This window comes from Glycomyces harbinensis, assembly GCF_900101745.1.
Lineage (GTDB): Bacteria > Actinomycetota > Actinomycetes > Mycobacteriales > Micromonosporaceae > Glycomyces > Glycomyces harbinensis.
Genome location: NZ_FNAD01000007.1, coordinates 280301 through 301240 on the forward strand (window position 1 = coordinate 280301; position 20940 = coordinate 301240).

Consider the following 20940-nt stretch of genomic DNA (forward strand, 5'->3'; position numbering starts at 1 on the left):
TCCTGAAACCTCACCGACGCTCCCGTCGTAGGTTCAGGAAGTGCGCCGAGCAGGAGATGCACGGGTCGTAGTTGCGGATCGCCCGTTCGCATTCGGCCGTCAGCGCCGCGTCGTCCAGGTGGAGCCATCCTCCGGCGAGCAGACGCAGGTCCTCCTCGATCGCCGGCTGGATCTGCGAGGTCGGGGACACGATCTGGGCCTGCCGGATCAGGCCGTCGTCCCCTATGGCGTAGCGGTGGTAGAGGATGCCGCGCGGAGCCTCGGTCACGCCGTGGCCGACGCCGGCGCGCGGCGGGACCTCGACCGCGGGCCGCGCGGGAGGTTCGTACCGCCTCACGATCCTGAGCGCCTCGTCGATCGCGTAGACCATCTCGACCGCCCGGACGACGATGCTCTGGAACGGGTTGACGCACCGCTCGCCCAGCCCGCCCGCGCGGGCCGCCTCCCGGGCCAGCGGCGAGAGCTTCGCTTGGTTGAGCGAGTACCGCGCCAGCGGGCCGGTCAGATACCGGAGGCCGAGGAGGCGTGCGTGCAGCGCCGTCGAGTGCGGCATCTGTTCCTGCTCGACGAAGTCGTTCCAGGCCGCCGGCGGGAACTCCCTCCCGGCTCCGGTGACCAGGTGCCCCCGCTCGATCGGGTAGGTCCCGGGCGCCGACATGGCCAAGAGCTCGTGTTCGCACTCGTAGTCGGGGAATTCGAGGGTCGAGGTCCATTCCACGGTCCGCAGCGCCTGGTCGAGGGCGGGCTCCAGGAGCTGACGCAGATGCTGGAGCTCGTCCGGGGTCGGCAGCCGGTAGAAGCCGCCCAGGCGGACGTTGACGGGGTGGATCGCCCGGCCCCCGATGATCTCCATGAGCTCGTTGCCAGCCTTCTTGAGCGCCAGGCCGGCCTCGACCAGCGCGCGGTCGATCTTGGCCAGTTCGATCGCGTCGGGCAGGCCCAGGAAGTCCGGGGCGTGGAGGAGGTAGATGTGCAGCGCGTGGCTCTCGATCCACTCGCCGCAGTACAGGAGGCGCCGCAGCGCCCAGATCGGTTCGGGGACCTGCACACCGCAGGCGTCCTCGATCGCCTGGCAACTGCTCATCTGGTAGGCGACAGGGCAGATACCGCAAATCCGGGCGGTGATGTCCGGCGGCTCGGAGTAGTTGCGGCCCACCAGGAATGATTCGAAGTAGCGGGGCGGCTCGTAGATGTTCAGCTCGGCCTCGACCACCGCCCCGTCCGAGACGCGCAGGCGCAGCGCGCCTTCGCCCTCGACCCGGGCCAATTCGTCCACGGCGACCAGCCGGTCGCCCGACCCTTTATGCGTCATCGCCCGCTCCTTCCAGCTCGGTCGACACCGCCGCCGTCTGCGGCGCGGCGGCATTGTAGGTGCGCAGCATGCGCACGATGCCCGGGTCGTCCAGCCCTGCGCCGCGCAGCACCGGGATGAGCGCCTCGGGCCGGGTCGACCCGCTCGGTCCGAAGCAGCCGTAGCAGCCGCGCCCGTACGAGGGGCAGATCGCACCGCACCCGGCCTGGGTGATCGGGCCCAGGCAGGGCTCCCTCCCCTCCACGAGCAGGCAGGTCACGCCTCGGCGCTTGCAGTCGTTGCAGACCGACCCTTTCGGCAGGTCGGGTCTCCGTCCCTTCAGGAGCGCGGAGAGCAGGCCGACCAGCTGCCGCTTGTCGATCGGGCAGCCGCGCAGCTCGTAGTCCACGTCGACGTGCGTGGCGATGGGGGTGACGTGCTCCAGCGATGCCAGGAACTCCGGGTGGGGGTAGACGATCCGCTGGAACTCGCGCAGGTCGGCGAAGTTGCGCAGGGCCTGGATGCCGCCGCTCGTGGCGCACGCGCCGATGGCCACGAGGAGCCCGGACTCCTCCCGGATGCGCTTGATGCGCTCGACCTCGCGCGGGGTCGAGATCGAACCCTCGACCAGGGAGACGTCGAAGGGACCCGGAAGGTCCTTCCGCGTCGCCTCCGGGAAGTGCCTGATCTCAACGGCCTCGGCGACGGCCAGCAGCTCGTCCTCGCAGTCGAGGAGCGTCAACTGGCACCCGTCGCAGGAGGTGAACTTCCAAACGGCCAGTGTCGGACGGTTCATCACAGCTCCTCGACGTCGAGCAGGTCGGCCACGTGGTCCCAGCGGCGCACCGGCCCCTGGCGACACAGCAGGTACGGGCCGAGCTGGCAGTGGCCGCACCAGCCCACGCCGCACTGCATGTTGCGTTCCAGCGAGACCTGGATCGACTCGGCGGGCACGCCGCGTTCGACCAGCGCCCCGGCGCAGACGCGGATCATGATCTCGGGCCCGCAGAGGAACGCGGTGGTCCGCTCGGGGGCGATCGCGGTCTCCTCCAGCGGGCCGGTGATCAGCCCGACCCGGCCGTCCCACGTGTCGGCGGGACGGTCGAGTGTCGCCGCCACCGTCATGTCGCCGCGGCGGGCCCAGGCATCGATCAGATAGGGGTACAGCAGGTCCGCGTGCGTGCGCGCGCCCACTAGCAGGTGGAATCCGCGAAAGCGGTCGCGGCGGGCCAGAGCGGCCAGGACGAGCGGGCGCAGCGGCGCCAGCCCGATGCCGCCGGCGACGACGAGCAGGTCGCCGCCGGCGGCGGGCAGGCACCATCCCTTCCCGAAGGGCCCTCGTACGCCGATCCGCCGCCCGGCCTCGGCGCCGCAGAGCGCCGCCGAGACCGCGCCGACGGCGCGGATCGTCTGGACGATCCGGCCGTCGCGCCGGTCGGCGTCGCCGCTGACCGACACCGGGATCTCACCGATGCCCGCGACGGAGAGCATCGTGAACTGGCCCGGCGCGAAGGGCGGCACGGCCTCGCGGCCCGAAGGCAGGAGGGTCAACGTGACAGTGTCGCGGGTTTCGCGGCGGTGGTCGAACACCGTGTACGGGACCGGCGCCATGGCCGTCGCCCGTACCGTCCGCTTCGGGTCGAGGGCCGCCGGGATCATGGCGCTTCCTCCTTCTCCGCGAGCGCGGCGGCCTCGGCGGTGAGGTCGATGCCGGCTGGGCACCACGCGATGCAGCGCCCGCAGCCGACGCAACCGGATGTCCCGAACTGGTCGTACCAGGTCGAGAGTTTGTGGCTCATCCACTGCCGGTACCGCGAACCGACCGTCTCGCGGACCGGTCCGCCGTGGACGAACGAGAAGTCGGGGTCGAAGCACGAGCCCCACCGCTGCCAGCGCTCGGCGTGGTCGCCCTCGAGATCCGTGGTGTCCTCGACGGTGGTGCAGAAGCAGGTGGGGCACACCATGGTGCAGTTGGCGCACGCCAGGCAGCGGTTCGCGACCTCCTCCCAGTGATCGGACCTGCGGGCCCGGACCAGCAGCCCGCGCAAGTCGACCTCGGGCATGGTGCGCCCCATCGAGTCGGCCGCGTCGTCGAGCGCTTGGAGTCCCGCGGCGATCTCGCCGCCGCTGGCGCGGCGGTGGCTGAGGCGGTCCATCATCTCCTCGCCGGCGACCGATCCGGCGCTGATGAGGAAGCGGTGCTCGTGGCCGGTGCGCTCGGTGAGGACCAGGTCGTAGCCGCGGTCGGCCTTCGGCCCGATGCCCATTGACGCGCAGAAGCAGGTCGAGCCGGGTTCGACGCAGTTGACGGCGACCACGAAGATCTCGTCGCGGCGGGCGAGGTAGCGCTCGTCCGGGTGCGGCGCGGCGCCGAGGACGCCGTCCAGAACCGCGAGGGCGGCGAGGTCGCAGGGTCGCGTGCCCAGGAAGGCGTAGCGGTGGACGGTCTCGGGGCCGTCCAGGCGCTGGCGCGGCGGATGGACGAACTGCTTCCACGACTGCGGTCCGGCCGAGTGGTTGAAGACGGCGCGGTCGCCGCGCCGGCGGAGCCGGTAGCGTCCGGCGTCGGTGTCGACGCCGATCCCGTCGGGGAGGTCCGCTCCATTGGCGAGTTCGGCGAGGACGATAGCGTCGCCCCGCACGGTGGGTCCGATGACGGTGTAGCCGTCGGCGCGCAGCAGTTTGACGAGCTGGTCGAGGCCGGCGCGGTCGATGACCTCGGGTGGCGGGTGGTCGAAGAGCATGGTGCCGCCTCCGTTCAGCAGATCCTGGGCAGTTGCTCGCCCAGGGGCATGTCGACGATGCGGGTGGCGCCGAGGGCGGTCCGCGCGGTGACGCGGCCGACGTGCGTGTTCGTCACGACGCCGATCCGATGGGCGCCTCGGCCTTCGGGCCGGGCGCGCATCGCGGTGAGCACGTCGTCGGCCGCGTCGGGGGCGACGACGGCGACGAGAGTGCCTTCGCAGGCGAGGTGGAACGGGTCGATACCGAGCACGTCGCAGATCGCGGCGACCTGGTCGGGGACGGCGACGGCGGATTCGTCGATCGCGATGCCCACCCCTGAGGCGAACGCGAGCTCGTTGAGGACGGCGGCGATCCCTCCGCGGGTGGCGTCGCGCAGTACGTGCACGTCGCGTCCGGCCGCGGTGATCATGTCCTCCACCATCGTGTTCAGTGCGCACGAGTCCGATCGGAGGTCGAAGGCGAAGCCTTCGCGGGCGGCCATGACAGCCGCGCCGTGGCGGCCGACCGGACCGGAGACGAGCACGGCGTCGCCGGGGTCGGCCCCGGCGGCGGTGACCACGGCGCCCGGTAGGAGTTCGCCGATCCCGGTGGTGTTGATGTAGATCCCATCCGCGCCGCCGCGTTCGACCACCTTGGTGTCGCCGGTGACGATGGCGACGCCGGCCCCAGCGGCGGCGCATGCGGCGGAGGCGGTGATGCGGGCGAGGTCGGCGACGGGGAAGCCCTCCTCGACGATGTAGGCGAGGGTGAGGGCGACGGGCCGCGCCCCGCGCATGGCCACGTCGTTGACGGTGCCGTGCACCGCGAGCGATCCGATGTCGCCGCCGGGGAAGTCGTGCGGCGTGACCACGAAGCTGTCGGTGGAGACCACCACCCCGACACCGTCGACGGCGACGACGGCGGCGTCCTCGGCGACCGGGTCGGCGCCGATGATCGGGCCGATCACGGTGTCGAGGAGCTCGGCGAAGAGCCGCCCGCCCGCGCCGTGCCCCATGAGGACGGCGTCGGTGTCGGTGCGGGGCAGCGGGCAGGTGGCGGTGAGCGGGTCGGTCGTCATCGGGATCTCCCAGCGAGATGGAAAGCGGCACAGGTGCCTTCGGTTGAGACCATGGGTGCGCCGAGTGGGTGGCGCGGGGTGCATGCGGTGCCGTAGGCGCCGCATTCGGTGGGTACCGCGCTGCCGCGCAGGATCGCCCCGGCGATGCACCGCGGGTCCTCGGCGGCGTCGAGGCCGTCCACGTCGAAGCGCCGCTCGGCGTCGAATGCCGCGTACCGCTCGGCGAGGACGAGCCCTGAATCGGGGATGGACCCGATGCCGCGCCAGTACCGGGTGGCGACGGCGAAGACCTCGGCCATGGCGTGCTGGGCGGCGGTGTTGCCGTCGCGCAGGACCGCTCGGGCGTACTGGTTCTCCACTTCGCACCGGCTCGTCTCGAGCTGCCGCACGGCCAGGAGGATGCCTTCGAGGAGGTCGAGCGGCTCGAAGCCGGTGACGACGATCGGGGTGCGGTACTTCGCGGCGAGTGGTTCGTAGGCGCGCCAGCCCATGACGGCGCACACGTGTCCGGCGGCGAGGAACCCCTGGACCTCGTTGTGCTCGGATTCGAGGATCGCGGTCATAGCCGGGGGCACCAGCACATGCGAGACGAGCATGGAGAAGTTGTCGAGACCGAGCCGGGCCGCCTCGAGCACGGCCATGGCGTTGGCCGGCGCGGTGGTCTCGAAGCCGACCGCGAAGAACACGACCGGCCTGCCCGGTTCGGCCACTGCCAGGCGGACCGCGTCCAGCGGCGAGTAGACCACCCGGACATCGCCGCCGGAAGCTTTGACGCCCAGCAGGTCCCGTTCGGACCCGGGAACGCGGAGCATGTCGCCGAAACTCGTGAAGATCACGCCTGGCCGCGCGGCGATGGCGATGGCGCGGTCGATCGCCTGGAGCGGCGTGACGCACACCGGGCAGCCGGGGCCGTGGACCATGCGCATCCCGGCCGGGAGCAGTTCGTCGATGCCCTGCCTGACCAGCGTGTGGGTCTGCCCGCCGCAGACCTCCATGAGCGTCCACGGCCGCGTCGCCGTCGCGCAGAGCTCGGCGAGCAGGGTCCGGGCCAGAGCCGGGTCGCGATATTCGTCGAGGTATCTCACCGCTCCACCCCCAGTTCGGCCTCCAGGGCCCCCGGCAGCGCCCGGATGACGGCGAGGGTGCGGGCGGCCTCGTCGGGCCGGATCAGGCTGATCGCGAAGCCCACGTGGACCACCACGAAGTCGCCGACCACCGCTTCCGGGGTGTAGACGAGGCACACCTCGCGCCGCACGCCTCCGAAATCGACAGTGCCCATCGGAGGGACGCCGCCGTCGGCCGCGATGATCTCGCCGGGAATGCCCAGGCACATCACGACGCCCCCTGCCTTGCGAGGCGGGCTGCCAGGATCGCGACCTGCCCGTACGCGATCCCGCCGTCCCCGGGCGGAACGCGCTCCCCGAGGTAGACCTCGAACCCCTGGCCGCGCAGGAGGTCCATGAGTCCTTCGGCGAGGATGCGGTTGGCGAACACCCCGCCGCCCAGGCACACCCGATCGGTGCCGGCGCGATCGGCGGTGATCATCACCAAGGTCGCGGTGGCCTCGACGATCGCTGCGTGGAAGCGGGCGGCGACCTGCCCGATCGGCCGGGTGCGGGCCTCGACGAGCAAGGCCTGCAAGGTCACGGCCGGGTCGAGGACCCATAGGCCGTCGCGCCGGGTGATCTGCCATGGCAACGCCCTGCCGCCGTGGTCGCGCGCGGCGGCCTCCAGACGCATCGCCGCCTCCCCCTCGAAGGTGTTGTCGTCGCACAGGCCCAGCAGGCTCGCAGCGGCGTCGAAGAGCCGGCCGGCGCTGGAGATCCGCGGCGAGTGCACCCCGCGTTCGATCATGCGGCGGATGAGGGCGACCTCTTGCCCGTCCATCTGGTTGAGGAAGCCCCTGGCGTAGCCCAGATCGACCTTGCCCAGGCCCGGCTCGGGGCCGAACAGGTATCCCATGGCCATGCGAGCAGGGCGTTCGGCCGCGCGCTCGCCGCCGGGCATCGGGGCCATCGCGAAGCGACCGGTGCGCTCGAAACCCGTGTAGTCGGCGACCATGACCTCGCCGCCCCACAGCTCGCCGTCCGAGCCGTATCCGAGGCCGTCGTACGCGACTCCGACGAACGGGGCGGGCACGCCGTGCTCGGCGGCGCAGGCGACGACGTGGGCGTGGTGGTGCTGCACGCCAACGCGGTCGAGTCCCTTGAGTCCTTCGGCGTACTGCGTGGACAGATACCCGGGGTGCAGGTCGTGTGCGACCGCGACCGGATCGGCCCCGCAAAGGCGGCTCAGACGGTCGACCGTGCCGGTGAAGGATGCGAACGCCTGGGCGCTGGCGAGGTCCCCGTTGTGCGGTCCGAGGACGGCCTGGTCGGCGACCGCCAGTGCGCACGTGTGCTTGCGCTGCGCCCCGACCGCGAGCAGCGGCTTCGCGACCATGTCTGGAATTGGGATCGGAGCCGGAGCATACCCGCGGGCGCGGCGCAGCAGCCGCGGCCTGCCGTCGACGACCTGTGCCACGGAGTCGTCATAGCGCGCCGCGATCGGCCTGTCGTGGGCGAGGATCCCGTCCACGGAAGGGCCGAGCTTGAAGGCGATCTCGTCGTCGACGATCATGGGCTCCCCGCGGAGGTTGGCGCTGGAGACCACCAGAGGACGGTCGAGATCGGTCAGGAGCAGGTGGTGGAGGGGGCTGTACGGCAGAAACAGGCCGATGCGGTCCGATCCGGGTGCCAGCTGCCGCGGCAGCGACCCGCGCGACTCGGCCAGCACGATCGGCCGCGCCGCCTCGCGCATGAGCCGCAGTTCGGCGTCCGAGAGCCGGGCGGCGGCCATCGCGCCGCCGACGTCGGGCACCATCACCGCGAGCGCCTTGACAGGGCGGGACTTGACGGCTCGGACCCGCGCGATCGCGTCCTCATCCGCGGCATCGCAGACCAGCTGGTAGCCGCCCACGCCCTTGACCGCGATCAAGCCTCCGGCGGCGACAGTGCGGACGGCGGCGGCGAGCGCCGCCCCCTCCTCGGACCCGCCGCTCCAACTCAGGCGGGGACCGCAGGCCGGGCAGGCGATCGGCTCGGCGTGGAAGCGCCGGTCGGCGGGGTTCTCGTACTCTCCGCGGCAGTCCGGGCACAGGGTGAAGCGCCGCATCGTGGTGCGCTCCCTGTCGTAGGGGAGGGCCTCGACGACACTGGCCCTGGGCCCGCACGAGGAACAGTTGAGGAACGGGTACCGGTAGCGGCGGTCGCCGGGATCGAACAGCTCGAGGAGGCAGTCGTCGCAGGTCGCCAGATCGGGGGTAAGGCCGTGCGCCGCCGTTCGCGCGGCCACCGAGGGACCGATCGAGAACCGCTTCCCGACCTGGGCGTCGAACGGGGTGCTGACCATCGTCGTGATGACCGCTCCCGGCGGTGTCTCGCGCGGCAGCCGGTTCATGAAGGACTCCAGGTCCTCGTTCGAACCGAGGGCCTCGATGACCACGTCGCCGCCGGCGTTGTAGACCTGCCCGGCGATGCCGCAGTCGCGGGCCAGACGGTAGACGTAGGGGCGGAAGCCCACACCCTGCACGATGCCGTGCAGCTCGATGCGTTGCGCCGTGCGCTCAGCGGTCCTCATGGGCACCTCCCGTCCGTCATCTCGAGCATCGCCGCGGCGCGCGTCCCGCGCACGGGTCCTGGTACCCCTCTGACCGGGACGTTCGGCCTGCGCCGCATGGACTCAGCCGACTTACCGTGGCCTCAAGGGGAAGGAGACCGCCATGCGACCCGTGGTGATCATCGGAGTCGGAAACGTCTACCGGCGGGATGACGGTGTGGGCGTGGCCGTGGTGCAGCGACTGCGCGAGACAGGGCTGCCGGACTGGGTCACGAGCGCGGTGTCGGACGGCGAGCCCGCCCAGCTCGTGGAGTTGTGGTCGCGGACCGAACTCGCGATCGTGGTCGACGCGCTGGCGGTGCGCGCGGCGATTCCAGGGGCCGTTCACCGGATCGAGATCGACGCGGTCGAAGGGGTTCACGCCCCCTCGGCGAGTTCGCACGGGCTCGGCCTGGGCACCGCGGCGCGGCTCGCACGCGAACTCGGTCGGCTCCCCGAGCGGCTCATCGTCTACGCGGTGGAGATCAGCGAATACGCCTTCGGCGACCGTATGTCCCCGGCGGTCGCATCGGCGGCCGAGCACATCGCCGAACACGTCGAAGCCGACCTCGCCGACTTCGAAGCGGCACTCCGATCGCTTCCGCCGGTCGCGACCGGAGAACGGTGAGACCCCGAACCGGGCAGGCTCCTCGGCTGTCGCAAGGGGACCGCTCGCCGCTCGACCTCGCCTGTTCGACCCGCTTCTTGATCGCGGTCCGAAGGCGGCAGAGGAAAGGCGGCCATCGCTCATTTCAGAGCACGGCCGCCTGACGGTCCAGCATCGTCATTGCGGTGCCGGACCACCCCTGGCGAGGAGATCGACTGCCCGCGTGTAGGCGTCGGCGTCGATTTCGCCTTGCGCGAACCGGCGGTCGAGGATCTCCCGCGCGGTTTCGGGAGCCCGGCGATCGACGGCGACCGCCCCGCGCCGCCCTGCCACGGCGACGGCGGCCCAAATTATTGTCGCGATCAGAGCGATCCACAGCAGCGACATCACGACCATTCCCCAGCCGCTCGACCCGTTCCCGTACATCATCATCGACAACTCCTTCCAGTCCACCGCTCGGTGGACGGCTCGCCCGCCCGCGGCCAGGACGTCGAACGGCCGATAGTCCCGGCCGTCACGAGGGTCTTCCGCGATCCGGTTGCCTATCACCCTCGGCCGAGCCGCACTGGTTCGCCAGAGTCGAACGGCTCCTCGAAGGGGACGTCGGTCCCGTACGACCGCGTTCACGGACGCGCGGCCCATGCGCGCGGCGCGGGTCGGGACGTTCGTCCCCGCACCTCACACCCTCCGGCCTCTCGAATCGGAGCCGAACCGGCAGTTTGATGGAACTGTCACCGGAAGCGGTGGCCGACTCGAAAGGATTGCGAAATGACCACCTCTTACCAAACCGATCACATCGCCACTCCGCACAACACGCCCGCTCGTGGCCTCGTCGCCTATGTGTGGGCCGGCCTGCGGATCGCTCTGGGTTGGGTCTTCTTGTGGGCCTTCCTGGACAAGACGTTCGGGCTGGGTTTCGCGACCGAGCGTGAGGGGGCGTGGCTCGAGGGCGGGAGCCCCACGGAGGGCTTCCTGGCCTTCGGTACGAAGGGTCCGTTCGCGGACTTCTACCAGGGCATGGCGGGGTCGGCGTTCGCCGACTGGCTGTTCATGATCGGCCTGGCCGGTATCGGCGCGGCGCTGATCCTGGGCATCGGGATGCGGATCGCCGCAGCTGCGGGTGCACTGCTGTTGGTGCTGATGTGGACGGCGGCGCTGCCTCCGGAGAACAACCCGTTCATGGACGATCACCTCGTCTACGCCGGGCTCTTGATCGGCCTGGCCCTGGCCCGCGCCGAGAACACGCTCGGTTTCGGCAAGGCCTGGGGACGGACCGCACTGGTCACCAAGAACCCTTGGCTCAAATAGCCCGCACCGCCGGGAAGCCGCGACCCTGCGAAGGGCCGCGGCCTCCTGATGACCGAGCGGCACGGTCGCCGGCTCCATGGTTGACCGCCTCTGCGGTCACGGCGATTCCGAAGAAGATCAATGGGGGAGTGACAGTGGAGAACCGACGAATCCCGGTCGAACTCGACCCGAAACTCGCGCTCGGCCTGCTCGGGCACGCCGAATTCGGCCGAGTCGCCTTCAACGCCGAGGGCCGGCCCACGATCAGGCCCCTCAACCACGTCGTCGTCGACGGCCAGATCATCGTCTGCACAGGGCATTCCTCGGCGTTCGCGAAAGCCGTGCGCGACCATGCGGGCTTGCAAGTGGCCTACCAGGCCGACGAGATCGGCCTCCACACCAGGCTCGGTTGGAGCGTCCTGGTCACCGGCACCGCCGCGGACATCACCGCCGAACACCGCGCCGAACGTCTCGGGCCGCAGGTCCGGTCGTGGATCGACCGCCCCTTGGACACGGTCATCGCGATCAGTCCGCAGAACGTGACGGGCTTGCGCCTCACGGTCGGATGAGCGCGGCCCGTCGACCCGGATCCGATCCTGCGGCGACCCCGCACGCGCCGACCTGTCCAAGACCCACCCGACGAGGACGTTCGCCCCTGGAAGCCGCCCGATCGAAGGTGGACCCTCGGAAAGGGAAGGCGGGGTGAACGATGCGCCGATTGTGGGATGCCAGGGAGGCGCTGCTGCTCGCGGTCGCGGCCTCGCTGCTGGTCGCCGGCGCGGCGACCCTCCTGTTCGAGGCCGCCGCGCTCGGCCGGATCGCATGGTCTCTCGCCACAGCGCTGGGCCTGGCGTATTCGACCGCGGCGATCACCGCGGCGCTGCGGCGACGGCAGCCGTCAGTGGACCTGATCGCCTGGCTGGCGATGGCCGGCGCACTCCTGACGGACGAGCCCCTCGCCGGGGCCGTCATCGCCGTCATGCTGTTCACCGGAGGGACGCTGGAGGCCCGGGCATCGGCGCACGCCGAGCGGTCGCTGCGCCACCTGGCCGCTCGCGCACCCCGCCTCGCACGCCGCGAGGGCCCGGACGGCGTTGACACGATCCCAGTGGGCCGGCTGCTCGTCGGCGACCGGATCGTTGTCGGAACCGGCGAGCTCGTCCCCGTGGACGGCCGACTGCTCGAGGCGGGCGTCTTCGACGAGTCGGCGCTCACAGGCGAGGCGCTGCCGGTCGAGCATCCCGCCGGGGACGACATCCGCAGCGGCGTCGCCAACGCGGGGAACGCCGTGCGACTGGTGGCGACCGAGACGGCGGAACGCTCGACCTACACCGGCGTGGTGCGCCTCGTCGAGCAGACCCAGGCCTCCACCGCGCCGTTCGTGCGCGTCGCCGACCGGTTCGCCTCCGCGTTCGTCCCGCTGACCCTGGTTGTCGCCGGACTCGCATGGGCGCTGTCGGGGGAAGCTGTCCGGGCGGTCGCGGTCCTGGTCGTGGCGACTCCCTGCCCCCTGCTGCTGGCCGCGCCGATCGCGATCACGGCCGGGCTCTCGCGCGCAGCCGGTCGCGGCGCGATGCTCAAGGGCGGGTCGGCCCTGGAGCGGCTCGCCGACGGCCGGGTACTGCTGCTCGACAAGACCGGCACGCTCACCCGCGGCCGCCCCGTGCTCGTCGGCGTCGTTGCCGCGGACGGCTTCTCCGGCGACGAGGTGCTGCGGGCGGCCGCCTCGCTCGATCAGATGTCGGCGCACGTCCTCGCGTCCGCTGTCGTCACCGGCGCCCGCGACCGCGGCCTGGAACCCGCCTCGGCCGAGGAGGTGCGCGAGCGGCCGGGCTACGGCGTCGAGGGCATCGTCGAGGGCCACCGCGTCCGGCTCGGCAAATCGGCGTGGGTCATCGACGGCCCCCCGCCGTCCTGGGCGCGCCGGGCGCGGCGCCGCGCCTCGCTCGACGGCTCGCTGACCGTTTACATCGCCGTCGACGGGCGACCGGCCGGAGTGCTGCTCCTGGCCGACCCGCTGCGACCGGACGCGCCGAGGATGATGCGGACCCTGCGCGAAGCCGGCATCACCAGGACCGTACTGATCACCGGCGACCGTGCCGACATGGCCGAGACCGTCGGCCGCCTCGTCGGCGCCGACGCCGTCTTCGCCGACCGCGACCCCTCCGACAAGCTCGACATCGTACGGGCCGAGCAGGATCGCGCCCCGACGATCATGGTCGGCGACGGCGTCAACGACGCCCCGGCACTGGCCGCGGCGGGCGCCGGAGTCGCCATGGGCGCACGCGGCGCCGGCGCTTCGGCCGAGGCCGCCGACGTCGTGCTGACGACCGACCGCATCGACGGCCTCGCCGACGCGATTCTCATCGCCCGCCGCAGCATCCGCATCGCCCGCCGCGCGGCGGGATTCGGCATGGCGCTGTCCCTCGCCGCCATGGCTCCGGCCGCGGCCGGGATGCTCGCGCCCGCAGCCGGCGCGATCCTCCAGGAAGCCATCGACGTCGCCGCGATCGCCTTGGCCCTCACGGCCCTGCTGCCCGGTCGCGTCCACACCGTCGCGATGCCGCCTGCGGACCTGGCGGTCGTGCGGCGACTCCATGCCGAGCACACCGCCGTGGCACCGCTGGTCGAGCGGATTCGAGAAGTCGCCGACGGCCTCGACGACGACCCTCCCGACTCGGCGCCGCTGCGTGAACTGGTCGACCGGCTCGAGACCGAGCTCCTGCCGCACGAGCGGGCCGAAGAGGTCCAGCTGGTGCCGATCGTCGCCGACGCGCTCGGGCCCGACCCGTTCGGTGCGCTCAGCCGCAGCCACGCCGAGATCGAGCACCGGGTGCGACGGCTGCGCCGCGCCTGCGTCGACATCGGTGACCCGCCGGAACCCGACGAAGTCACCGACCTGCGAGGAGCGCTATACGGCCTGTACGCGATCGTGCTGCTGCACAACGCCCAGGAGGAGGAGAACGCGTTCAGTCTGATGCCGGTGGCCGAGACCGCGCGGAAGCGGCGCGTCGCCCTCCCCGCGGGCCCGCGGGGAGGGCGACGATCATGACCGGGACCGCGTCGATCCCGAGCCGCATCCGCTCAGCCGGTCGGAAGGTGAGTGCGGCCCCGCGGCCTGCGAAGCGGTTCGCCGTTGCGATGCAGCTCAGTGAGCACCTCGCGCCACGACCGGATCAGACCGGTCTCGTGATAGGGGATGGCCTTCTCGGCGCAGAAGTCGCGCACGATCGCCTGGGCTCGCCCCAAGTGCACTGAGGGCATGCCGGGGAAGAGGTGGTGCTCGATCTGGTAGTTCAGGCCGCCGAGGGCGACGTCGATGAACCGGCCGCCCTTGACGTTGCGCGAGGTCAGGACCTGCTTGCGCAGGAAGTCGAGCTGGTGTTTCCCGACGAGCGTCGGCATGCCCTTGTGGTTGGGCGCGAAGACCGATCCCATGTACAGGCCCCACACGGCCTTGTGCACCAGGAGGAACACGACCGCCTTCCCCGGCGAGAGCACCAGGAACACGGCCGCGATGTAGGCGGTGAAGTGCACCGCGAGCAGCGCCGCCTCCACCGCGCGGTTCTTCAGGCCCGGCTTGACGACCGACTTGATGCCCGACCAGTTGAGGTTGATGCCCTCGAGGAGGAGGATCGGGAAGAACAGCTGCGCCTGGTACCTGCCGAACAACCGGCCGATGCCCCGCGCCAAGCCCGCCTGGCGCTTCGACCACACGAACAGGCCCGGCGAGACGTCCGGGTCCAGCTCCTCGTGGTTGGGGTTGGCGTGGTGGCGGTTGTGCTTGTCGTTCCACCAGCCGTAGCCCATGCCGTTGGCGAGGTTGCCGGTCAACCAGCCCACCCGCTCGGACGTGGAGCGCGATCGGAAGACCTGGCGGTGCGCGAGGTCGTGGCCCAGGAGCGCCACCTGGGCACTGACGAGGGCCATGAACACGGCCGTGAACATCTGGAGCCACGTGTCGCCGATTATCGCGAAAGCAGCCCAGGAACCGGCGAACACGGTACCGACGAGCAGGAACCGGATCGTGTAGTAACGGGGACGGTGGCGCATGAGACCGGCGGAGTTGATTCTGCGCGACAGTTCGGCGAAATCACTGCCGACTTTTGGAGCCGGCACCTCGGCCGGACTCTTAGGCGGCGGTCGCCCCCCGCCGCCGGTATCGCCACTGAGCGTGAACCGAGTGAAGCCGTCCACTGTTCGCTCCTCTCTCAGCGCATCGCGCGCTCAACAGGATTGGACACTCCAACCGTGGCTCGGGGTCTACCCGGAACACAGCGACGTTGGTCCTGCAACGCAGGGCATTCCGTCCTAACCGCACTCAACGCGCCGGCCGCGGCTAGGACTCTCCCGGGCATGCCATGCTGGCCCTGCCGACGATTCACGGAAGAGCCGCAGGGGCGTGGCTCCACAGGAACGTCCGGACGACGCGACTGAGCGATGAGAAGAGACGGGGCGGCACACGCCGCCCCGCCCGTGGATCCCGGCCTTCAATCTTCGCCGCGGATCACGATCACCGGGCAGTGCGCGTGGTGAACGCAGTAGCTGCTGACCGAGAGCGCACCCACGAAGCCGCCGTGCCCTCGGTTGCCGACCACCAGCAGGTCGGCGCCTTTCGAACGATCGATCAGCGTCTTCGCCGGGTTGCCCTCCACGACTTCGCGTTCGATGCGGATGCCCGGCTCGTCGGGGGCCACCGTCTCGAGGATGTCGTCGAGCGCTTTCTTCGCGTCTTCGGCGAACACCTCGGTCGGCATGAGCATCGCGCCCGTCCCGTAGGTGACGGGCGTCTGCCAAGCGTGTACGGCGACCACGTCGGCGCCCTGGTATCCGGCCTGCCGCAGGGCCCATTCCAGGGCCCGCTGCGACGACGCCGAACCATCGACGCCGACCACGATCCTTCCGCCTTCGCGCTCTCGATCTGACATGTCCATCCCCTTTCCTTCGGAACTCCAGTCTGTTCGCCGGGCACTGAGAGCAGCAGAGACGAAGGTCCCGGACCCGAGGGGCCACCGGCATAAGCGAGGTCCGCGGCGCCCTCCGCGACCGGAACGCTCGTGCTGACCGTGCGGCCGTGACCGCTCCTCACACCATGGGCCTGCTTCGCGTTCGGGCCAGACTGTCACTCCCGTGCATACGCTCCCGCTGCATACGACAACTGATGGGAGGCGCTTCCCTGTGTTCGATGTGAGACTCGAGTCGGAAGCCGTATTCGTAATCGGATCAGCGCATTTACATCCCTTGTGGTGGGTGAAAACGGTGCTCTGATGCGACGATGACGGTGAGATGGAGGAAAAGGACATGGGCTTCAGCACGATCAATCCCAACACCGGTGAACTCCTGAAAGAGTTCCCGATGCAGGCCGACGAGGAGGTCTTCGCGGCGCTGGGGACCGCGGACCGCCGATTCCGCGGAGACTGGAGGTACAGGCCGGTCGCGGAACGGGCGCGGATCGTCGGCCGGGCCGCCGAGATCCTGCGCGAACAGCGCGACGAGTACGCGCAGTACCCTGTGCTCGAAATGGGGAAGATAGCGCGTTTCAGCTATTTCGAAGTCGACCTCGTCGCCGACATCCTGGCCTACTACGCCGAGCACGGCGAGCGCCTCCTCGCGGAGCAGGCGATACCCGGAGAGCCCGGCGCGGTCCTCGTCTCCGAGCCCATCGGGCCGATCCTGGCGATCGAGCCGTGGAATTTCCCCTTCTACCAGCTGGTGCGGGTGGCCGCGCCGCAACTGGTCGCGGGGAACGTGGTCTTGATGAAGCACGCCGAGAACGTGCCGCAGTGCGCGCTCGCCTTCGCGCGCCTCTTCGAGGAGGCCGGCGCCCCCGAAGGGGTCTATACCAACCTGTTCTGCAGCGTCGACCAGGTCGCCGACCTGATCGACGACTTCCGGGTCCGCGGTGTCGCGCTCACCGGCAGCGAGCGGGCCGGTGCCTCGGTCGGCGCACGCGCCGGTCGCAACCTCAAGAAGGTGATCCTGGAGCTCGGCGGCAGCGACCCGGCGCTGATCCTGGAGCGCGCGCCCCTGGACCATGCGGTCGACCAGGTGGTCATGGGCCGTACCTACAATTCGGGGCAGGGCTGCGTGAACATCAAGCGCGTCATCGTCGTAGGCAGGGAACGCGGCGAGACGATGCTGGCCGCACTCAAGGAGAAGTTCGCGGCGATCACGATCGGCGATCCCACCGACGAGGCCACGCAGCTGGGACCGCTGACCAGTGAACGCGCCCTCGACGGACTGCTCGAGCAGATCCAGGCCGCCGAGGCGGCGGGCGCCACGATCGCTTACGGCGGCAAGCGCGTCGACCGTCCGGGCTTCTTCCTCGAGCCGACGATCATCACCGGCATCGACGAGGACAACCCGCTCTTCCATCAGGAGGCGTTCGGGCCCGTGCTGTCCTTCTATATCGTCGACGACGAAGAGGAGGCGATCGCGCTCGCCAACGCCACCAAGTACGGTCTGGGCGCCTACGTGTTCGACGCCGACACCGCGCACGCCAAAGAGATCGCCTCTCGAATCGAGTCCGGGATGGTGTACGTCAACTCCTGCTTCGCGGACTCACCCGGCCTGCCCTTCGGCGGGGTCAAGAACTCCGGGCTCGGACGCGAACTGTCCGAGATCGGCATCGGCGAGTTCCTCAATCGAAAGCTGATCCGCGTCGCCGACGCGGACCGCCAGGGGGCCAACGTATGAGCCCGGCAGACACCGCCGTCGGCGGTGCGGTGCGGTCAGGGCACTGTCTGTGCGGGTCGATCAGCTACCGGTTCGACGCCGCGCCCGAAGCGGTGGTCCTGTGCCACTGCGGCCACTGCCAGCGGCACACCGGCGCCGCGTTCTCGGTGAACGTCCTGGTGCCGCGCGGGGCATTGCAGATCGAGGGGGCCCCAGGTCCTACCGGACGGTCGGGTCCGAGAACGGCAACCTTCGCGACAGGCAGTTCTGCGGGGATTGCGGCACGCCGATCTTCACCGTGTTGCACGAGCGGCCCGACGTGGTGATCGTCAAGGCCGGGACGCTCGACGACACCAGCGGGCTGCGCCCTGCGGCCGAGGTCTGGTGGCGCCGCGCCCAGGACTGGCTGGAGCCCGACGCGGCGCGTCCTCGGTTCGAGGGCGACGCAGCATAGAGGAATGAACTGCCCGGAGGGCCGTCTCGGCGGGCCTCCGGGCTGTCCTCGACCTGAACGCGGGTCAGACGTCCGAGGCGGGAGACAGGTCGTCGGCCGTGTCGGCGTTCCAGCTCGTCAAGAGCCGTAGCGACTCCCGTGCCGGTCCCGGTTCGACGTGGTAGGTCGAGAGCGACTGCTCGGCGTCGTCGGGAAGGGTGAACGTCTCGTACCGCAGCGGCAGCTCACCGACGAGCTCGTGTCTGATGCGCAGGTCCCCGTGCGATTTGCGCTTGACATCGTGGGCGGCCCACAGTCGCCGGAAGTCGCCGCTCTTGACCGACAGCTCGCCGATCAGCTCGGTGAGCAGAGGGTCGCTCGCGTGCTGCCCCGCGTCGAAGCGGAGCTGCCCCACCACGTCCGACGCCTTGTGCTCCCAGTCCATGTAGAACTCGTGTGCCCCGGGGTCCAGGAAGACGATCTTCGCCCAGCTCCGGTCCGCCGCGGGACGGTCCATCCACCGCCCGAAGACCGCGGCGGCGGTCCTGTTCCACGCCAGCACCTCGGTGCGGCGCCCCCACACGTAAGCGGGAACGCCCTCGAGCGAGGCCAGGAGTTCCGCGAGCGCGGGCCGGACCTGCTGGCGGCGCACCACCGGACGGCGCTGCCCGCGCTTCGCCCGTGCCAGGTGGAACAGATGGGAGTGCTCGGCCTCCGACAACCGCAGCGCGGTCGCGATGGCATCGAGTACCTCGTTCGAGACGTTGCGGCCGTTCCCCTGCTCCAGGCGCGTGTAGTACGCCACCGACACCCCGGCGAGCTGGGCCAGCTCCTCGCGCCGCAGCCCAGGTACGCGTCGGCGTCGTCCGAACTCGGGAAGCCCCACATCGGCCGGCTGGAGGCGGGCCCTCCGGGTGCGCAGGAACTCGCTCAACTCGGCACGCACATCGAGCCCATGCCCGGGTCCGGCGGGCTCGGCCGGGGTGGATTCGGTGGTCATACCGCCAGTATCCCCCTCGTCGGCACCTCTGGTCCGTCTTCAGCCTGATCCTGCCAGTGGTAGGCACCGTGAACGTATGCGAAACAGCCCTCTGGCTAAGCCCCTGCTGGAGACGCATCCTGGAGACGCTCCCGCGAGAACGCGGCCCACCACCAACCGGCATACGCCTGACGAAGCGGCCGGTCGGCAAGGGTCGAACAACGTTCCGCGGTGAAGCCATCCACGCCCGCCGACGCCGAAGTCCGCGAGCTCAACCACGACCGCGGCGGCGACCCAACCGTGCCGCCCGCGTCACACGACTCATGGACTGCAACATGGCACAGCACACCGCATCGACACCTGTCGCATCCCACCTCGGACGCGACCGCCTGCCCGGCCGGGCGCTCTTCGGCCTGTTCCTCAGCGGCTTCGTCGGCATCTTGACCGAATGCCTCCCCGCGGGCCTGCTCCCGCAGATCAGCCGGACCCTGGACACCAGTGTCGCCCTGACCGGGCAGACCGTCACCATCTACGCGCTCGCGACCGCACTCGGCGCGATCCCGCTCGCGCAGCCCACGGCCAAGTGGCCGCGCCGACGCGTTCTGCTCATCGCGCTCGCCACGGTCGCGGTCGCGAACGCGCTGACCGCCGTCACGGACGACTACGCCGTGGCCATGGCGTTCCGCTTCGCCGCCGGACTGGGCACCGCCCTCATCTGGCCGCTGCTGGGAGGCTACGCCGCCCAGCTCGCTCCCGAAGGGCGCCAAGGGCGTGCGATCGCCATCGCTCTGGCCGGGACCCCGATCGGGCTCGCCTTGGGCATTCCCCTCGGCACCTGGCTGGGCGGGATCGGCGGGTGGCAGTTCGCCTTCTACGCCGCAACCGGCTTGACGCTGCTGAACATGGCCTGGGTCCGAGCGACCCTCCCCGACCTGCCCGGCCGGTTGGCAGGCGCGCCGCTGAAGCTCTCCCGAGCCCTCGGCGTCCCCGGATTCCGCCTGATCCTGTTCGCGTTGGCCGCCTACATGATCGCCCACAACATCGTCTACACGTACATCACCGACCTCCTCGACTACGTGGGCATGGGCGAACAGGCCGAATGGGCGCTCTTCGCCTTCGGGGTCACCTCGGTCCTCAGCGTCATCGTGGTCGGGGCGCAGATCGACCGCCACCTGCGCATGCTGACGGTCGGCAGCACCCTGCTCTTCGCCGCCGGCGTGCTCGTTCTCGCACTGGTGTCCGGATCGCCGGTGCTCGTTTACATTGCGGTGGCGGCATGGGGATTCGCGTTCGGCAGCTCTCCGAGCCTGTTCGTCGGCGCCGCCATCAACGCGACCGGGAAGTCCGCCGACGTCGCGCAGGCGATCACGATCACGGTCTTCTCCGCCTCGATCGCGATCGGCGGCCTCGTCGGCGGGCTCCTGATCGCAGGACCGGGCACCGCCTCGATTACTTGGGCGTCATTGATGCTCCTCACCGCCGCCGCGATCGCGGTGATCGGCGGGAAACGGCACGCCTTCCCGAACACCTGAGGCACGGGGCAGGGCCGGCGGCCGAGCGGTCCCCGGTCCCGGCGGGCTGCGACCGGCCGGCGCACGATCATCAAGAGCACTATGGCGAGCTTGGCGCCGGGCGCGTCGTCGAAGTCGGTGTCGGATGCTTCGGGCAGACTTTGATCATGTCGGAGGTCGGTCTGGCCGGTGCCTGGGGGAGCGGCAAGGGTTCGATGCTCAACTTCACCGAGTAGGCCGTTCGGCAGTCTTGCCCGACCTGGCGGATTGCAACTACTTCGAATCCGCGCGACTAGCTGTAGCTCCGTGACTGCTCGTCGGCTTCGGGATTGTTCAGCAAGCCCCGGGTCCGTGCGAGCCATGACACGGTATTCGAGGGTGATGTTCGCCCGGCGCTCCTGGTCGCTGGTCGGCGCGACGAAGGTGGCCACGTCCGCAATTCGTGTCTCCGGGTCGTCTGACATCGTCGAGGCGCGGCGTGCGGCGCGCTGCAGCCAGCGGTAGTGGTGGGTCTAGACCGCGGATCGTGGACGGGGCACATGAAGTGGGTACGGCGGATGGCGACACCAATGGAACTGAAACGGGCCCGGACGTGATGGGGCGGGGAGCGGGAAGACAGGCGCTGAGCACAAATTCCAGTAGAGGTGAACCATCTGCACTGGATGGCGAAGCCCGGGCCGTCAGTAGCGGGCTTCGGGTCCATCTGTATCGACGCGTCC

The 20940-nt window shown here is 70.4% G+C and carries 19 protein-coding genes and 1 pseudogene; 8 read left to right on the forward strand and 12 right to left on the reverse strand.

Features of this window, described 5'->3' with window-relative positions:
• Positions 1–10 precede the first annotated feature (10 nt).
• Genes BLQ63_RS14060 through hypF form a run of 8 tightly spaced genes read right to left on the reverse strand, consistent with a single transcriptional unit; the run spans position 11 to position 8711 of the window.
• On the reverse strand, positions 11–1312 hold the full coding sequence (locus tag BLQ63_RS14060) for a Ni/Fe hydrogenase subunit alpha (RefSeq protein ID WP_091035742.1): 1302 nt from the start codon (positions 1310–1312) through the stop codon (positions 11–13).
• Positions 1302–2087, reverse strand: coding sequence for an NADH-quinone oxidoreductase subunit B family protein (locus BLQ63_RS14065; protein ID WP_091035747.1), 786 nt, complete (start codon positions 2085–2087; stop codon positions 1302–1304). The genes BLQ63_RS14060 and BLQ63_RS14065 overlap by 11 nt, the downstream gene beginning before the upstream one ends.
• On the reverse strand, positions 2087–2950 hold the full coding sequence (locus tag BLQ63_RS14070; protein WP_245680968.1) for an FAD/NAD(P)-binding protein: 864 nt from the start codon (positions 2948–2950) through the stop codon (positions 2087–2089). The genes BLQ63_RS14065 and BLQ63_RS14070 overlap by 1 nt, the downstream gene beginning before the upstream one ends.
• A complete protein-coding gene (locus BLQ63_RS14075; protein ID WP_091035752.1) occupies positions 2947–4035 on the reverse strand; it encodes a 4Fe-4S dicluster domain-containing protein in 1089 nt (362 codons plus the stop codon). Before BLQ63_RS14075 ends, BLQ63_RS14070 begins: the two co-directional genes overlap by 4 nt.
• A gap of 14 nt (positions 4036–4049) precedes the next feature.
• Positions 4050–5093, reverse strand: coding sequence for a hydrogenase expression/formation protein HypE (gene hypE, locus BLQ63_RS14080; RefSeq protein ID WP_091035757.1), 1044 nt, complete (start codon positions 5091–5093; stop codon positions 4050–4052).
• Entirely contained in the window at positions 5090–6178 is a 1089-nt protein-coding gene (hypD, locus tag BLQ63_RS14085; protein WP_091035762.1) for a hydrogenase formation protein HypD, read from the reverse strand. Before hypD ends, hypE begins: the two co-directional genes overlap by 4 nt.
• Positions 6175–6426, reverse strand: a complete 252-nt coding sequence (locus BLQ63_RS14090; RefSeq protein ID WP_091035767.1) for a HypC/HybG/HupF family hydrogenase formation chaperone — start codon at positions 6424–6426, stop codon at positions 6175–6177. Before BLQ63_RS14090 ends, hypD begins: the two co-directional genes overlap by 4 nt.
• Entirely contained in the window at positions 6426–8711 is a 2286-nt protein-coding gene (hypF, locus tag BLQ63_RS14095; protein ID WP_091035771.1) for a carbamoyltransferase HypF, read from the reverse strand. Before hypF ends, BLQ63_RS14090 begins: the two co-directional genes overlap by 1 nt.
• A 142-nt stretch (positions 8712–8853) precedes the next feature.
• On the opposite strand from hypF, the gene BLQ63_RS14100 reads away from it, so the two are divergent.
• Positions 8854–9357 carry a hydrogenase maturation protease gene (locus BLQ63_RS14100; protein WP_091035775.1) on the forward strand — a complete coding sequence of 168 codons (504 nt, stop codon included), beginning with the start codon at positions 8854–8856 and terminating at the stop codon, positions 9355–9357.
• 156 nt (positions 9358–9513) lie between these two features.
• On the opposite strand, the gene BLQ63_RS14105 is transcribed toward BLQ63_RS14100, so the two are convergent.
• Complete coding sequence (locus BLQ63_RS14105; RefSeq protein WP_091036010.1) at positions 9514–9768, reverse strand: SHOCT domain-containing protein; 255 nt, start codon at positions 9766–9768, stop codon at positions 9514–9516.
• A gap of 336 nt (positions 9769–10104) precedes the next feature.
• On the opposite strand from BLQ63_RS14105, the gene BLQ63_RS14110 reads away from it, so the two are divergent.
• From BLQ63_RS14110 to BLQ63_RS14120, 3 genes are all read left to right on the forward strand, one after another.
• A complete protein-coding gene (locus tag BLQ63_RS14110; protein ID WP_091035779.1) occupies positions 10105–10644 on the forward strand; it encodes a DoxX family membrane protein in 540 nt (179 codons plus the stop codon).
• Between the two features lie 134 nt (positions 10645–10778).
• Positions 10779–11192, forward strand: coding sequence for a pyridoxamine 5'-phosphate oxidase family protein (locus BLQ63_RS28455; RefSeq protein ID WP_177154938.1), 414 nt, complete (start codon positions 10779–10781; stop codon positions 11190–11192).
• Positions 11193–11332: 140 nt separating this feature from the next.
• Positions 11333–13675, forward strand: coding sequence for a heavy metal translocating P-type ATPase (locus tag BLQ63_RS14120; RefSeq protein WP_091035786.1), 2343 nt, complete (start codon positions 11333–11335; stop codon positions 13673–13675).
• Positions 13676–13707: 32 nt separating this feature from the next.
• Here the strand turns inward: BLQ63_RS14120 and BLQ63_RS14125 are convergent, their stop codons facing one another.
• Together BLQ63_RS14125 and BLQ63_RS14130 are read right to left on the reverse strand one after the other, a co-directional pair.
• Positions 13708–14676 carry a fatty acid desaturase family protein gene (locus BLQ63_RS14125; RefSeq protein ID WP_091035791.1) on the reverse strand — a complete coding sequence of 323 codons (969 nt, stop codon included), beginning with the start codon at positions 14674–14676 and terminating at the stop codon, positions 13708–13710.
• A 437-nt stretch (positions 14677–15113) separates the two neighbouring features.
• On the reverse strand, positions 15114–15518 hold the full coding sequence (locus BLQ63_RS14130; protein WP_218125257.1) for a universal stress protein: 405 nt from the start codon (positions 15516–15518) through the stop codon (positions 15114–15116).
• A gap of 406 nt (positions 15519–15924) precedes the next feature.
• On the opposite strand from BLQ63_RS14130, the gene BLQ63_RS14135 reads away from it, so the two are divergent.
• The 3 genes and pseudogenes from BLQ63_RS14135 (at position 15925) to BLQ63_RS14140 (ending at position 17752) form a co-directional block, all read left to right on the forward strand.
• A complete protein-coding gene (locus tag BLQ63_RS14135) occupies positions 15925–17319 on the forward strand; it encodes an aldehyde dehydrogenase family protein (protein WP_091035794.1) in 1395 nt (464 codons plus the stop codon).
• A pseudogene (locus tag BLQ63_RS30030) lies at positions 17316–17444 on the forward strand (GFA family protein); the annotation flags it as partial. The gene BLQ63_RS14135 and the pseudogene BLQ63_RS30030, both read left to right, overlap by 4 nt.
• Entirely contained in the window at positions 17420–17752 is a 333-nt protein-coding gene (locus BLQ63_RS14140; RefSeq protein WP_284075285.1) for a GFA family protein, read from the forward strand. The pseudogene BLQ63_RS30030 and the gene BLQ63_RS14140, both read left to right, overlap by 25 nt.
• A 64-nt stretch (positions 17753–17816) precedes the next feature.
• Here BLQ63_RS14140 and BLQ63_RS14145 read toward each other — a convergent pair whose 3' ends face one another.
• Positions 17817–18731 (reverse strand): helix-turn-helix domain-containing protein, encoded by a 915-nt coding sequence (locus BLQ63_RS14145; protein WP_091035797.1) that lies wholly within the window; start codon positions 18729–18731, stop codon positions 17817–17819.
• A 314-nt stretch (positions 18732–19045) separates the two neighbouring features.
• Here BLQ63_RS14145 and BLQ63_RS14150 point away from each other — a divergent pair, with 314 nt between their 5' ends.
• Positions 19046–20242 (forward strand): MFS transporter, encoded by a 1197-nt coding sequence (locus BLQ63_RS14150; RefSeq protein WP_177154939.1) that lies wholly within the window; start codon positions 19046–19048, stop codon positions 20240–20242.
• The last annotated feature ends 698 nt before the right edge of the window (positions 20243–20940 follow it).

What these genes read in the sequence shown, in the direction of transcription:
- BLQ63_RS14060 (WP_091035742.1), bottom strand. Translation starts at nt 1,312, where the DNA reads ATGACGCATAAAGGGTCGGGCGACCGGCTGGTCGCCGTGGACGAATTG.
- BLQ63_RS14065 (WP_091035747.1), bottom strand. Translation starts at nt 2,087, where the DNA reads ATGAACCGTCCGACACTGGCCGTTTGGAAGTTCACCTCCTGCGACGGG.
- BLQ63_RS14070 (WP_245680968.1), bottom strand. Translation starts at nt 2,950, where the DNA reads ATGATCCCGGCGGCCCTCGACCCGAAGCGGACGGTACGGGCGACGGCC.
- BLQ63_RS14075 (WP_091035752.1), bottom strand. Translation starts at nt 4,035, where the DNA reads ATGCTCTTCGACCACCCGCCACCCGAGGTCATCGACCGCGCCGGCCTC.
- hypE (WP_091035757.1), bottom strand. Translation starts at nt 5,093, where the DNA reads ATGACGACCGACCCGCTCACCGCCACCTGCCCGCTGCCCCGCACCGAC.
- BLQ63_RS14090 (WP_091035767.1), bottom strand. Translation starts at nt 6,426, where the DNA reads ATGTGCCTGGGCATTCCCGGCGAGATCATCGCGGCCGACGGCGGCGTC.
- hypF (WP_091035771.1), bottom strand. Translation starts at nt 8,711, where the DNA reads ATGAGGACCGCTGAGCGCACGGCGCAACGCATCGAGCTGCACGGCATC.
- BLQ63_RS14100 (WP_091035775.1), top strand. Translation starts at nt 8,854, where the DNA reads ATGCGACCCGTGGTGATCATCGGAGTCGGAAACGTCTACCGGCGGGAT.
- BLQ63_RS14105 (WP_091036010.1), bottom strand. Translation starts at nt 9,768, where the DNA reads ATGATGATGTACGGGAACGGGTCGAGCGGCTGGGGAATGGTCGTGATG.
- BLQ63_RS14110 (WP_091035779.1), top strand. Translation starts at nt 10,105, where the DNA reads ATGACCACCTCTTACCAAACCGATCACATCGCCACTCCGCACAACACG.
- BLQ63_RS14120 (WP_091035786.1), top strand. Translation starts at nt 11,333, where the DNA reads ATGCGCCGATTGTGGGATGCCAGGGAGGCGCTGCTGCTCGCGGTCGCG.
- BLQ63_RS14125 (WP_091035791.1), bottom strand. Translation starts at nt 14,676, where the DNA reads ATGCGCCACCGTCCCCGTTACTACACGATCCGGTTCCTGCTCGTCGGT.
- BLQ63_RS14135 (WP_091035794.1), top strand. Translation starts at nt 15,925, where the DNA reads ATGGGCTTCAGCACGATCAATCCCAACACCGGTGAACTCCTGAAAGAG.
- BLQ63_RS14145 (WP_091035797.1), bottom strand. Translation starts at nt 18,731, where the DNA reads ATGACCACCGAATCCACCCCGGCCGAGCCCGCCGGACCCGGGCATGGG.
- BLQ63_RS14150 (WP_177154939.1), top strand. Translation starts at nt 19,046, where the DNA reads ATGGCACAGCACACCGCATCGACACCTGTCGCATCCCACCTCGGACGC.